Origin of the sequence: Citrobacter sp. T1.2D-1 (genome assembly GCF_950098555.1) — a bacterium.
Taxonomy (GTDB): Bacteria; Pseudomonadota; Gammaproteobacteria; order Enterobacterales; family Enterobacteriaceae; genus Citrobacter_A; species Citrobacter_A telavivensis.
Genome location: NZ_CATNHH010000056.1, coordinates 220994 through 233228 on the forward strand (window position 1 = coordinate 220994; position 12235 = coordinate 233228).

13 protein-coding genes and 1 riboswitch are annotated in these 12235 nt (G+C 55.5%); of the genes, 5 read left to right on the forward strand and 8 right to left on the reverse strand.

Translation table 11 applies throughout. From position 1 onward, the window contains the following. Window positions 1-296 precede the first annotated feature (296 nt). On the forward strand, window positions 297-1403 hold the full coding sequence (locus QQZ17_RS22170) for an ABC transporter permease (RefSeq protein WP_152405365.1): 1107 nt from the start codon (window positions 297-299) through the stop codon (window positions 1401-1403). On the opposite strand, the gene QQZ17_RS22175 is transcribed toward QQZ17_RS22170, so the two are convergent. After that, on the reverse strand, window positions 1365-1775 hold the full coding sequence (locus tag QQZ17_RS22175; protein ID WP_152405366.1) for a YbhQ family protein: 411 nt from the start codon (window positions 1773-1775) through the stop codon (window positions 1365-1367). The genes QQZ17_RS22170 and QQZ17_RS22175 overlap by 39 nt on opposite strands. A 132-nt stretch (window positions 1776-1907) precedes the next feature. Here QQZ17_RS22175 and QQZ17_RS22180 point away from each other — a divergent pair, with 132 nt between their 5' ends. The 3 genes from QQZ17_RS22180 to QQZ17_RS22190 are packed head-to-tail and all read left to right on the forward strand — an operon-like array spanning window position 1908 to window position 4869. Beyond that, on the forward strand, window positions 1908-2669 hold the full coding sequence (locus tag QQZ17_RS22180; RefSeq protein ID WP_152405367.1) for an endonuclease/exonuclease/phosphatase family protein: 762 nt from the start codon (window positions 1908-1910) through the stop codon (window positions 2667-2669). Further along, window positions 2666-3907, forward strand: a complete 1242-nt coding sequence (gene clsB, locus QQZ17_RS22185) for a cardiolipin synthase ClsB (RefSeq protein ID WP_152405368.1) — start codon at window positions 2666-2668, stop codon at window positions 3905-3907. Before QQZ17_RS22180 ends, clsB begins: the two co-directional genes overlap by 4 nt. Then, window positions 3907-4869, forward strand: a complete 963-nt coding sequence (locus QQZ17_RS22190; RefSeq protein WP_152405369.1) for a lysylphosphatidylglycerol synthase domain-containing protein — start codon at window positions 3907-3909, stop codon at window positions 4867-4869. The genes clsB and QQZ17_RS22190 overlap by 1 nt, the downstream gene beginning before the upstream one ends. Before the next feature lie 91 nt (window positions 4870-4960). Here QQZ17_RS22190 and QQZ17_RS22195 read toward each other — a convergent pair whose 3' ends face one another. The 6 genes from QQZ17_RS22195 to moaA all read right to left on the reverse strand — a co-directional run bounded on the left by QQZ17_RS22195 (window position 4961) and on the right by moaA (window position 8427). After that, complete coding sequence (locus tag QQZ17_RS22195; protein WP_152405370.1) at window positions 4961-5665, reverse strand: Bax inhibitor-1/YccA family protein; 705 nt, start codon at window positions 5663-5665, stop codon at window positions 4961-4963. 54 nt (window positions 5666-5719) lie between these two features. After that, on the reverse strand, window positions 5720-6172 hold the full coding sequence (moaE, locus tag QQZ17_RS22200) for a molybdopterin synthase catalytic subunit MoaE (RefSeq protein WP_152405371.1): 453 nt from the start codon (window positions 6170-6172) through the stop codon (window positions 5720-5722). A 1-nt stretch (window position 6173) separates the two neighbouring features. Continuing rightward, window positions 6174-6419 carry a molybdopterin synthase sulfur carrier subunit gene (moaD, locus tag QQZ17_RS22205; RefSeq protein ID WP_152405372.1) on the reverse strand — a complete coding sequence of 82 codons (246 nt, stop codon included), beginning with the start codon at window positions 6417-6419 and terminating at the stop codon, window positions 6174-6176. Next, a complete protein-coding gene (gene moaC / locus QQZ17_RS22210; RefSeq protein ID WP_152405373.1) occupies window positions 6412-6897 on the reverse strand; it encodes a cyclic pyranopterin monophosphate synthase MoaC in 486 nt (161 codons plus the stop codon). Before moaC ends, moaD begins: the two co-directional genes overlap by 8 nt. A gap of 2 nt (window positions 6898-6899) precedes the next feature. Beyond that, window positions 6900-7412: a molybdenum cofactor biosynthesis protein B gene (gene moaB, locus QQZ17_RS22215; protein WP_152405374.1), complete on the reverse strand. Its 513-nt coding sequence runs from the start codon at window positions 7410-7412 to the stop codon at window positions 6900-6902. A gap of 25 nt (window positions 7413-7437) precedes the next feature. Next, on the reverse strand, window positions 7438-8427 hold the full coding sequence (gene moaA / locus QQZ17_RS22220; protein ID WP_152405375.1) for a GTP 3',8-cyclase MoaA: 990 nt from the start codon (window positions 8425-8427) through the stop codon (window positions 7438-7440). After that, window positions 8415-8557: riboswitch (molybdenum cofactor riboswitch) on the reverse strand. It overlaps the preceding gene by 13 nt. Window positions 8558-8824: 267 nt before the next feature. On the opposite strand from moaA, the gene yvcK reads away from it, so the two are divergent. Continuing rightward, window positions 8825-9733, forward strand: a complete 909-nt coding sequence (gene yvcK / locus QQZ17_RS22225) for a uridine diphosphate-N-acetylglucosamine-binding protein YvcK (protein ID WP_152405376.1) — start codon at window positions 8825-8827, stop codon at window positions 9731-9733. 55 nt (window positions 9734-9788) lie between these two features. On the opposite strand, the gene uvrB is transcribed toward yvcK, so the two are convergent. Further along, complete coding sequence (gene uvrB, locus QQZ17_RS22230; protein ID WP_152405377.1) at window positions 9789-11810, reverse strand: excinuclease ABC subunit UvrB; 2022 nt, start codon at window positions 11808-11810, stop codon at window positions 9789-9791. Window positions 11811-12235: the final 425 nt, after the last annotated feature.

Here is a 12235-nt window from a genome sequence, read left to right on the forward strand (position 1 = left end):
ACCGTAGGCCAGATAAGGTCTTGTGCCGTCATCCGGCAAACTGCCTGATGACGCTGCGCTTATCAGGCCTACGGAGTGCTTCATCGGGTATAGGTCACTGTAGGCCGGATAAGGCCTTGTGCCGTCATCCGGCAAACTGCCTGATGACGCTGCGCTTATCAGGCCTACGGAGTGCTTCATCGGGTATAAGTCACCGTAGGCCGGATAAGGCCTTGTGCCGTCATCCGGCAAACTGCCTGATGGCGCTGCGCTTATCAGGCTTACGAAATGCTTCATCGGGTATTAAGGGCAACACTATGTTTCATCGTTTATGGACGTTAATTCGCAAAGAGCTGCAGTCGCTGTTACGCGAGCCGCAGACCCGCGCGATCCTGATTCTGCCGGTGCTGATTCAGGTGTTTCTGTTTCCCTTTGCGGCGACCCTGGAAGTGACTAATGCGACCATCGCCATCTATAACGAAGACAATGGGAAGCATTCGGTTGAGTTGACCCAGCGCTTTGCTCGCGCCAAAGCCTTTACCCATATTCTGTTGCTGAAAAGCCCGCAGGAAATCCAGCCCACGATCGATACGCAAAAGGCGCTGCTGCTGGTGCACTTTCCGGCGGATTTCTCGCGCAATCTGGATACCTTTCAGTCTGCGCCCATGCAGTTAATTCTCGACGGACGTAACTCGAACAGCGCGCAGATCGCCGCCAACTATCTCCAGCAAATCGTGAAGAACTATCAGCAGGAACTGATGGAGGGCAAACCGAAGCCTAACAACAGCGAGCTGGTGGTGCGCAACTGGTACAACCCTAACCTCGACTATAAGTGGTTCGTGGTGCCATCACTGATCGCGATGATCACCACCATTGGCGTGATGATCGTCACCTCGCTGTCCGTGGCGCGCGAACGTGAACAGGGTACGCTGGATCAGCTGCTGGTCTCCCCGCTCACCACCTGGCAAATCTTTATTGGTAAAGCGGTTCCCGCGCTGATTGTCGCCACCGGACAGGCCTCTATCGTGCTGGCAATCGGTATCTGGGCGTATCAGATCCCGTTTGCCGGGTCGCTGGCGCTGTTTTACTTCACGATGGTGATTTACGGACTGTCACTGGTGGGCTTCGGGCTGCTGATATCCTCGCTCTGCTCCACACAGCAGCAGGCATTTATCGGCGTGTTCGTCTTTATGATGCCGGCGATTTTACTGTCGGGGTACGTCTCCCCGGTCGAAAATATGCCGGTCTGGTTGCAGAACCTGACATGGATAAACCCTATCCGTCACTTCACGGATATCACCAAGCAAATCTATTTGAAAGATGCGAGTTTGCAGATTGTCTGGGGAAGCTTGTGGCCGCTACTGGTGATAGCGACCACGACGGGATCAGCGGCGTATGCGATGTTTAGACGCAAAATTATGTAGCTTTTTGTCCTTCGCCAGCAGCGAAACCACAGCGGGTCCGGCCAGGATTGCCAGTCCCGCCAGCGCCAGCAGGATGTTGTTTTGTAAAACCCGGGACAGCAGCCACAGCACGATCAGCGCTGCACCGAAATACCAGGTGGTGGTGAGTTCTTCCAGCACGTCAGCGACTTCGCGCCAACGCTGCTCATGATGACGCTGTAACGCCAGCATCAGTAATACGGTCACGCCATACACTACGCATAATCCCAGGCCGACGTGCACCAGCGTGCCGCTCATCCAGCCCATGACCAACAACGCCACGACCAGTAAATGCAACATAATCTGCCAGCAACTTAACCCCGTTGCGACACGAACACGTTGTTGCCACCTCATGGCTTTTCTCCTGAAGGATTTTTCTCTAATTACTCAGAGTACCGCACTTTACGGAAAATTCCGTAACGCCGCACCTTTTTGTGACGACGACTACACTATTTCAATCAGAAGAGTGACGCCAACAGGAGAAAAATGACTCAATCGACGCGAAATTTTTCATTTAACGTGCTCACTATTAATACGCATAAAGGCTTTACCGCCTTTAACAAGCGCTTCATTTTACCGGAACTGCGCGATGCCGTTCGTACGGTTGGCGCCGACATCGTCTGTCTGCAGGAGGTGATGGGCGCGCACGAGGTGCATCCGCTGCACGTCGAAAACTGGCCGGATACCACCCACTACGAATTTCTCGCCGACACCATGTGGAGTGACTACGCCTACGGGCGCAACGCCGTCTATCCGCAAGGGCATCATGGCAACGCGGTACTGTCACGCTATCCTATTGAACATTATGAAAATCGCGATATCTCAGTCGGCAGCAGTGAAAAGCGCGGCGTACTCTATTGTCGCATTGTCCCCCCGCAGCTTGGGAAACCGATTCATGTGATGTGTGTTCACCTCGGCCTGCGCGAAGCCCACCGGCAGGCGCAGCTCACTCTGCTGGCAGACTGGATCAATGCCCTGCCCGACGGCGAGCCGGTGGTGGTGGCCGGTGATTTCAACGACTGGCGGCAGAAGGCAAACCGTCCCTTAAAAGCCGCCGCCGGGCTGGATGAAATCTTTACCCGCGCCCGCGGTCGCCCGGCGCGGACTTTTCCCGCCAGCCTGCCGCTGCTGCGCCTCGATCGTATTTACGTGAAAAATGCCCATGCCAGTTCGCCGACAATGCTGCCGCTGCGCAACTGGCGGCATCTCTCAGACCATGCCCCTCTTAGCGCGGAGATCCATCTATGAAATGTGGCTGGCGTGAAGGTAATCAGATCCAGTTACTGGAAAACGGCGACCAATATTACCCCGCCGTGTTTGCGGCGATTGCCGATGCGCGGCAGAAAATTATTCTGGAAACCTTCATCTGGTTTGAAGATGAAGTGGGGAAACAGCTTCATGCGGCGCTGTTATCCGCGGCGAAACGCGGTGTGAAGGCGGAAGTACTGCTGGACGGCTACGGCTCGCCGGACCTGAGCGACGCGTTCGTCGGCGAACTGACCTCGGCAGGCGTGGTGTTTCGCTACTATGACCCCCGCCCTCGGGTGTTCGGCATGCGTACCAACGTCTTTCGCCGCATGCATCGCAAGATTGTGGTGATTGACGACCGGGTGGCATTTGTCGGCGGGATTAATTATTCCGACGAGCATATGTCCGATTACGGGCCCGAGGCCAAGCAGGATTACGCGGTACGAGTGGAAGGCCCCGTCGTCGCCGATATTCTACAGTTTGAGGTGGAAAACCTCCCCGGACAGAGCGCGGTGCGCCGCTGGTGGCGTCGCCATCATCGTGCTGAAGAGAACCGCCAGCCCGGCGAGGCGCAGGCGCTGTTCGTCTGGCGCGACAACGACGAGCACCGCGACGATATCGAGCGTCACTATTTGAAAATGCTCACTCAGGCGCGGCGGGAGGTGATTATCGCCAACGCCTACTTCTTTCCCGGTTACCGGTTGCTGCATGCCATGCGCAAAGCCGCCCGACGGGGCGTGCGCGTGAAACTAATTGTGCAGGGTGAACCGGATATGCCGATTGTGAAAGTGGGCGCTCGCCTGCTGTACAACTATCTGGTGAAAGGCGATGTCCAGGTTTACGAGTACCGACGTAAACCGCTGCATGGCAAGGTGGCGCTGATGGATGACCACTGGGCGACGGTCGGATCCAGTAATCTCGACCCGCTCAGCCTGTCGCTCAATCTGGAGGCCAACCTGGTCGTACACGACAGAGCGTTTAACCAGACGCTGCGCGACAACCTCAACGCGATCGTTGCCGAAGACTGTAAACGGGTGGACGAGTCGATGCTGCCGAAACGCACCTGGTGGAACCTGACCAAAAGCGTACTGGCGTTCCACTTCTTACGCCACTTCCCGGCGCTGGTCGGCTGGCTTCCGGCGCATACCCCCCGTCTGGCGCAGGTTGATCCGCCAGCACAGCCCGAGATGGAAACGCAGGATCGGGTGGAGGTACAGAACACAGGAGCGAAACCCTGATGGCAAAATCACACCCGCGCTGGCGAGTGGCGAAAAAGATCCTCACCTGGTTGTTTTTCATCGCCGTGATTGTGCTGCTGGTTGTCTACGCCAGGACAGTCAACTGGGAGGATGTATGGACGGTTATTCGCGATTATAACCGGGTGGTATTACTGAGCGCCGTTGGACTGGTGATCCTCAGCTATCTACTCTATGGCTGCTATGACCTGCTGGGACGCGCCTATTGCGGTCACAGACTGGCAAAGCGGCAGGTGATGCTGGTGTCGTTTATCTGCTACGCCTTCAACCTGACGCTCAGTACCTGGGTCGGCGGCATCGGTATGCGCTACCGGCTCTATTCCCGCCTCGGCCTGCCGGGTGGCACCATCACCCGTATTTTCTCCCTGAGCATCACAACCAACTGGCTGGGTTACATTTTGCTTGGCGGGATCATCTTCACCTTTGGCGTGGTGCAACTGCCCGCACACTGGTATATCGACGAAAGCACTCTGCGTATTCTGGGCGTGGCGCTGCTGCTAATTATCGCCATTTATCTGTGGTTCTGCGCTTTCGCCAGACATCGCCATATGACCATTAAGGGACAAAAGCTGGTGCTGCCGTCATGGAAATTTGCACTGGCTCAGATGGCTATCTCCAGCACCAACTGGATGGTAATGGGAGCGATCATCTGGTTGTTGCTGGGTCAGGAGGTGAACTACTTTTTCGTGCTCGGCGTGCTGCTGGTCAGCAGTATCGCGGGGGTGATTGTCCACATTCCGGCGGGGATTGGCGTACTGGAAGCGGTCTTTATCGCGCTGCTGGCGGGAGAACAGACGTCGCAGGGCATCATCATTGCCGCGCTGCTTGCGTACCGCGTGCTGTATTACTTTGCCCCGCTTTTGCTGGCGCTAATGAGTTATCTGCTGCTGGAGAGTCGGGCGAAGAAACTACGGGCGAAAAACGAAAAGGCGATGGCGAAGTGATAAATCGTTGCCTGATGGCGCTACGCTTATCAGGCCTACAGGATCATTTTTTGTAGGCGATAAGGCGTAGCCGCCATCCGGCACAGCAAACTCAGCGACGGTTGCCTAAGATACGCAGCAGCATCAGGAACAGGTTAATAAAGTCCAGATACAGCGTTAGCGCGCCGAGAATAGAATATTTACGCAGGTTAGAACTGTCGCGCACATCGATCTGCTCACCGATATTTTTTAGCTTCTGGGTGTCGTAGGCGGTCAGCCCGACAAACACCACCACCCCGATATAGGTCACTGCCCACATCAGCGCTTCACTCTTCAGCCAGAAGTTCACCAGTGAGGCCAGGATGATGCCAATCAGCGCCATAAACAGCATGCTGCCCCAGCCGCTCAGATCGCGCTTCGTGGTGTATCCCCACAGGCTCATCACGCCAAACATCCCGCCGGTGACCACAAAGGTGCTGGCAATGGAGGACGCGGTATAAATAATAAAAATGCTGGAAAGCGTCAGACCGGTCAGGACTGAATAGAGCATAAACAGTGTGGTCATGACGCCCGCACTGAGTCTGTTGACCAGACCCGATAACACAAATACGACTGCTAATTGTGCAATGACAAGGCCAAAGAAAAAGATTCTGTTGGTATAAAGCAACTCCATGAACGCACTGGAATTCGCCGCATACCACGCAATAAACGCGGTTAGCAGCAGCCCGACAGTCATCCAGCCGTAGACCTGCGCCATATAGGTTTGCAGGCCGGAACGGGCCTGCACGATTGATTCGGATCGTGGAAATCGGTCCATGATAATCTCCTGATTGAAAGTGACTACACGGGATAAGCGTATCACAATTTCCGGCTACCAGCGTTGCGCCGCCTGACGATCGCTGTCGCGGGCTTCCACCCAGCGCTCGCCTTCCGGCGTGGCTTCACGCTTCCAGAACGGCGCGCGCGTCTTCAGATAGTCCATGATGAACTGCCCGGCCTCAAACGAACTGCTGCGGTGCGAACTGGTGACGCCGACAAAGACGATTTCATCGCCCGGCCACAGTTCGCCAGTCCGGTGAATCACCGTGACGCGTCCCAGCGGCCAGCGCGCCCGCGCTTCATCAACAATCTCCGCCAGCGCTTTTTCCGTCATCCCCGGATAGTGCTCCAGCGTCAGCGCCTTCACGCTGTCGCCAAGATTATGATTGCGCACTTTACCGGTAAAGGTCACCACCGCGCCGTCTTCGTCGCGTTCCGCCAGCCAGGGATACTCTTCCCCCACGCTGAACGGCGCAGGCCCGACAACAATTTTCGTTTCAGCCATCTCAGCCTCCCGTGACCGGTGGAAAGAAAGCCACTTCATCACCCGCCGTCAGCGGATGATCAAAACTCACCAGCGTCTGGTTTACCGCCGCCAGCAGTTTGCCGTCTTCCAGGGCCAGCGCCCACCGGTTGCTGTTAGCCGCCAGATGCTGACGCAGCGCTTCTACCGTCGGGAAATCTGCCGCGACGTCCAGCGCATCTGTACCCACCAGTTCACGAACCTGGGCGAAGAACAAAACCTTAATCATTCGAATCCGCCTTAAAATCGCCAGACTTGCCGCCGCTTTTCGCCAGCAGGCGTACCGGGCCAATCACCATATCTTTCTGCACCGCTTTGCACATGTCGTAAATGGTCAACGCGGCCACTGACGCCGCCGTGAGCGCTTCCATCTCCACGCCGGTTTTTCCCGTGAGGCGACACAGCGACTCAATACGCACACGATTGTGTTCTGGCTGTGCCTGCAGTTGTACTTCCACTTTGCTCAGCAGCAGCGGATGGCACAGTGGGATCAGCTCCCAGGTACGTTTAGCCGCCTGAATCCCGGCAATGCGCGCGGTGGCGAACACGTCGCCCTTATGGTGGCTACCGTCGATAATCATGGCCAGCGTTTCGCTGTGCATGGTGACAAAAGCTTCGGCGCGCGCTTCGCGGACGGTCTCTGCTTTCGCGGACACATCCACCATATGCGCTTCACCGGCGGCGTTAATGTGAGTCAGTTGCGACATACTTATTTCTTCAGATGTGGGTGAAAATTACAGGGATGCGTACGGGCATCCAGTTGCGGCGCGATGATATTGTCCCACGCAGTGCGGCAGGCTTTGGTAGAACCCGGCATCGCGAAAATCAGCGTTTTGTTGGCCACGCCCGCCACCGCGCGCGACTGCAGCGTGGCCGTGCCAATCTCTTCAAACGACAGCATGCGAAACACTTCGCCAAAGCCTTCCACTTCTCTGTCAAACAGCGGCAGCAGCGCTTCCGGGGCCTGGTCGCCTTCAGTCAAACCCGTGCCACCGGTTACCAATACTATCTGCACTTCATCACTGGCAATCCACGCCGAAACCTGCGCGCGTATGGCGTAGCGGTTCTCTTTGACAATCGCTTTATCGATGATCTGATGTCCCGCTTCCTGCGCGGCATCACGCAGGAAATGGCCGGAGGTATCGTCCTCTTCGCCACGACGATTCGATACCGTCAAAATAGCAATGCGGGTCGGGATAAATTCAGCGCTTACCTGACTCATGGCAAACTCCTTGTTCAAAGCGGTGTTAACCGCCTATGTATGAGAGGTTCTGGGTAATACCCGTATTGTTCTGGTGCAGGAAATGGGTCTGCTTTTTCTCACGCAACGCCAGCGAGATACGCTCTTCCAGCGCGTCTTGCTGAGCATCGTCTTCCAGCAGATCGCGCAGGCTGACGCCGCCTTCACCGAACAGGCAGAGATGAAGTTTACCCACGGAGGAGACGCGCAGACGGTTGCAGGTGGCGCAGAAGTCTTTTTCATACGGCATGATGAGGCCGATCTCACCCTCATAATCGGGGTGGCAGAAGACCTGTGCCGGGCCATCGCTGCGCTGGCGTAGCTGGTGGATCCAGCCGCGACGCAGCAGTTCATCACGCAGCACCTGACCGGAGATATGGTGTTTACGGAACAGCTCGCTGCCCTCGCCCGTCTCCATCAGTTCAATGAAGCGCAGTTGAATGGGACGCGTCTGGATCCAGTCGAGAAAAGTATCGAGCTGATGGTGGTTCACATCGCGCATCAACACGGTGTTCACTTTGACCTTTTTAAAGCCGGCATCAAACGCAGCGTCAATACCCGCCATCACCTGCTGGAATTTATCCTGCCCGGTAATCGCGTGGAATTGACGCGCATCGAGGCTGTCGACGCTAACGTTAATGCCGGTCAGGCCAGCATCGCGCCAGTGGGCAGCATCACGCGCCAGACGGTAGCCGTTCGTGGTCACCGCCAGCTGACGAATCGCGTCGTTTTCACGCACGGCGGCAATGATGTCAGTAAAGTCGCGACGCAGGGAGGGTTCGCCACCGGTCAGGCGCACTTTTTCAGTGCCCAGGTTGGCAAAGGCGCGTGTCACCCGACGAATTTCATCGACGGTGAGAAAACCTTTATTAGTGACGCCGCCGGGCTTGTAGCCATCCGGCAAGCAGTATGTGCAACGAAAGTTACACACGTCGGTAATCGACAGACGCAAGTAGTAAAACTTGCGCGCGAAAGCATCGGTCAGTTGTGAGGCCATGTACACCTTTCCAAATATGGGAGGCGAAGTCATTTCTTCCTGCGCCCTGGTGGCAATGCGTTTGCATTGTCACGGCCAAAGCACCGTATCATTTGACCCAGGTGCAGAGGCTAGAGTGTTTACTGTGGTTATGCCGATACTAGCGTGTAAACGCGCATTATGCCATTCACACTTAACGCTGTATAATCATGTATATAGCGTCATGATCGTGCTATTTCGCTACAGAATAAGCGAAAATAGCACTTTTGCATTGATGTACATCATTTCGCTGTCAGGCGCGCATCACCATAAAGAGGTAGTGTGGCAGAATTTATTTTCTCAACTCGCCGCTGGCGAATTGCTGAAAAGCCCCTGTTTGCGCTACTGTAGCGCGGTAAATCTGACTTCAGGAATTTTTATGCGCAATCGTACGCTGGCTGACCTGGATCGTGTCGTTGCTCTCGGCGGAGGGCATGGATTAGGACGCGTTCTCTCTTCCCTCTCTCCCCTGGGTTCGCGCCTCACCGGTATCGTGACCACCACCGATAACGGCGGTTCGACGGGCCGTATTCGCCGTTCAGAAGGGGGAATCGCCTGGGGCGATATGCGCAACTGTCTTAATCAACTGATTACCGAACCGAGCGTCGCCTCCGCCATGTTTGAATACCGTTTTGGCGGTAATGGCGAACTTTCCGGCCATAACCTCGGAAATCTGATGTTAAAGGCGCTCGATCACCTGAGCGTGCGGCCTCTGGAAGCCATCAATTTAATTCGTAATCTGCTGAAGGTAGATGCACATTTAATCCCCATGTCGGAGTTGCCTGTTGACCTGATGGCGATCGACGATCAGGGGCATGAAGTTTACGGTGAAGTGAATATCGATCAGCTCACCTCACCGTTGCAGGAGCTGATGCTGTCGCCGAAGGTACCGACCACCCGGGAAGCGGTGCAGGCGATTAACGATGCCGATCTGATTATTATCGGCCCGGGCAGCTTTTACACCAGCCTGATGCCGATCCTGCTGCTGGATGATCTTGCGCAGGCGCTACGGCGCACACAGGCGCCCATGGTCTACATCGGCAATCTGGGCCGGGAACTGAGCATCCCCGCCGCGAGCCTCACGCTTCTCGATAAGCTAACCATTATGGAGCAGTATGTTGGCAAGAAAGTCGTTGATGCGGTGATCGTGGGGCCGAAAGTGGATATCTCTGCGGTCAGTGATCGGGTGGTGATTCAGGAAGTGCTGGAGGCCAGCGATATTCCCTATCGCCATGACCGCCAGTTATTACACAGCGCGCTGGAGAAAGCAGTGCAAGCTTTGGGATGAGTATTTTATTGCCGGATGGCGCTTCGCTTATCCGGCCTACAAAGCCTGGCCTGGACTACGACGCGGCGATAAACAGTTCACGCAGCTGATGCAGTTGATCGCGGATCTGCGCGGCCTCTTCGAACTCCAGGTTCTGCGCATGCTGCATCATCTGCCCTTCCAGCTCGTGAATCTTCTGCTGCAGCGCTTTTGGCGTCATGTCCAGTTCGACCACATCCGACTTCGCCGCGGAACGCGACTTGCCTCTGCCCTTCGCCTTGGTTTTCGCGATGTTCTGCCCCAGCGCCAGAATATCGACCACTTTTTTATTCAGGCCCTGCGGGATAATGCCGTGCTCTTCGTTGTACTGCTGCTGTTTCTCGCGACGGCGTTCGGTTTCGCTAATCGCCTTCGCCATTGAGGCCGTGATTTTGTCGCCGTAGAGAATCGCCTTCCCGTTGATGTTACGCGCCGCACGACCGATAGTCTGAATCAGCGAACGTTCGGAACGCAGGAACCCTTCCTTGTCGGCGTCGAGAATCGCCACCAGCGACACCTCAGGCATATCGAGACCTTCGCGCAACAGGTTGATCCCCACCAGCACGTCAAACTCGCCCAGACGCAGGTCACGAATGATTTCCATACGCTCCACGGTATCGATGTCCGAGTGCAGATAGCGCACCCGCTCGCCGTGCTCTTCCAGATATTCGGTAAGATCTTCCGCCATCCGTTTGGTCAGCGTGGTCACCAGCACACGCTCGTTGATCTGCGCGCGCTTGCGGATCTCAGAAAGCAGATCGTCCACCTGCGTTGCCACCGGACGCACTTCAATCACCGGATCCAGTAACCCTGTCGGACGCACCACCTGATCAACCACATCGCCGCCGGATTTCTCCAGTTCGTAATTGCCCGGCGTCGCAGAAACGTAGATGGTCTGCGGTGCCAGCGCTTCAAACTCTTCGAACTTTAACGGCCGGTTATCCAGCGCCGACGGCAGACGGAAACCGTATTCCACCAGCGTCTCTTTACGCGCGCGGTCGCCACGATACATCCCACCAATCTGCGGGATAGTCACGTGGGATTCATCCACCACCAGCAAACCGTCGGCGGGCAGATAGTCAAACAACGTCGGCGGCGGCTCACCCGGTCCGCGTCCTGAGAGAAAGCGCGAGTAGTTTTCAATTCCCGAGCAGTAGCCCAGCTCGTTCATCATCTCCAGATCAAACTGGGTACGTTGGCTCAGACGCTGCTCTTCCAGCAGTTTGTCATTAGCGAGCAGGACTTTACGTCGTTCAGCCAGTTCGACTTTGATCTCTTCCATCGCCTGCACAATGCGCTCACGCGGAGTCACGTAGTGCGTTTTCGGGTAGATGGTGTAGCGCGAAATGGTGGACTCCACCTGCCCGGTCAGCGGGTCAAACAGCGACAAACGCTCCACCTCTTCGTCAAACAGCTCAACGCGCAGCGCAATGTCGTCGGATTCCGCCGGGAAGATGTCGATCACTTCACCGCGCACGCGGAAGGTCCCGCGCTGGAAAGCCTGATCGTTGCGGGTATATTGCAGTTCGGCCAGTCGACGCAGAATGGCGCGCTGATCGATGATCATGCCCACCGTCATGTGCAGCATCATCTTCAGGTATAAATCCGGATCGCCCAGACCATAGATGGCAGAAACGGATGCCACGACGATCACGTCACGGCGCTCCAGCAATGCTTTGGTGGCGGACAGACGCATCTGCTCAATGTGTTCGTTCACCGACGCATCCTTTTCGATAAAGGTGTCAGAACTGGGAACGTACGCTTCCGGCTGATAGTAGTCGTAGTAGGAGACGAAATACTCGACGGCGTTATCCGGGAAAAACTCTTTCATTTCACCATACAGCTGCGCCGCCAGCGTTTTGTTGGGTGCCAGTACCATCGTCGGGCGCTGTAGATCCGCAATCACATTGGCGATGGTGAAGGTTTTCCCTGACCCCGTTACGCCAAGCAGCGTCTGATGCGCCAGGCCGTCCTCCAGTCCCTCTTCCAGACGTCGTATCGCCTCGGGCTGATCGCCGGAAGGTTTAAATGCGGAATTCAGTTTGAACGGTTTACTCATGAGCAGCTACCTGAAGGAATGGGCGGGCAGGTGTGTAATTTTACTCGCAGAGGATAATATTGCCAGTAAAATATACTGGATGAAAAAACAGTAACGCCTCATAATATTTGTGTTACGCGTGATAAAATCGGTTCGCAGGCGGCCAAAATTTCACCGCTGACAAGATATTACACTATGAAGCGGGTTTATCCCCAGACCATTGACTTCGTTAACATTGTCAAGATGTGTTATGAAAGTTTTATTGCATTCAATGACCGGGATATGACAGCCATTGATTTTATCTAACGAGCTGTAAAACAACGACTATTTCGTAAAGCCGTCTTTCGCGCCAATTCAGCTGGAAGCCGCGTATTCTCTCGCTTGCCTTGTGTTTTCTAACTCTAATACACAAGGTTATCCACAGGAATGGTGGATAACTGCCTGCA

Excerpts from the sequence above, each read along its gene's own strand:
- QQZ17_RS22170 (WP_152405365.1), top strand. The coding sequence starts at position 297 with ATGTTTCATCGTTTATGGACGTTAATTCGCAAAGAGCTGCAGTCGCTG.
- QQZ17_RS22175 (WP_152405366.1), bottom strand. The coding sequence starts at position 1,775 with ATGAGGTGGCAACAACGTGTTCGTGTCGCAACGGGGTTAAGTTGCTGG.
- QQZ17_RS22180 (WP_152405367.1), top strand. The coding sequence starts at position 1,908 with ATGACTCAATCGACGCGAAATTTTTCATTTAACGTGCTCACTATTAAT.
- clsB (WP_152405368.1), top strand. The coding sequence starts at position 2,666 with ATGAAATGTGGCTGGCGTGAAGGTAATCAGATCCAGTTACTGGAAAAC.
- QQZ17_RS22190 (WP_152405369.1), top strand. The coding sequence starts at position 3,907 with ATGGCAAAATCACACCCGCGCTGGCGAGTGGCGAAAAAGATCCTCACC.
- QQZ17_RS22195 (WP_152405370.1), bottom strand. The coding sequence starts at position 5,665 with ATGGACCGATTTCCACGATCCGAATCAATCGTGCAGGCCCGTTCCGGC.
- moaE (WP_152405371.1), bottom strand. The coding sequence starts at position 6,172 with ATGGCTGAAACGAAAATTGTTGTCGGGCCTGCGCCGTTCAGCGTGGGG.
- moaD (WP_152405372.1), bottom strand. The coding sequence starts at position 6,419 with ATGATTAAGGTTTTGTTCTTCGCCCAGGTTCGTGAACTGGTGGGTACA.
- moaC (WP_152405373.1), bottom strand. The coding sequence starts at position 6,897 with ATGTCGCAACTGACTCACATTAACGCCGCCGGTGAAGCGCATATGGTG.
- moaB (WP_152405374.1), bottom strand. The coding sequence starts at position 7,412 with ATGAGTCAGGTAAGCGCTGAATTTATCCCGACCCGCATTGCTATTTTG.
- moaA (WP_152405375.1), bottom strand. The coding sequence starts at position 8,427 with ATGGCCTCACAACTGACCGATGCTTTCGCGCGCAAGTTTTACTACTTG.
- yvcK (WP_152405376.1), top strand. The coding sequence starts at position 8,825 with ATGCGCAATCGTACGCTGGCTGACCTGGATCGTGTCGTTGCTCTCGGC.
- uvrB (WP_152405377.1), bottom strand. The coding sequence starts at position 11,810 with ATGAGTAAACCGTTCAAACTGAATTCCGCATTTAAACCTTCCGGCGAT.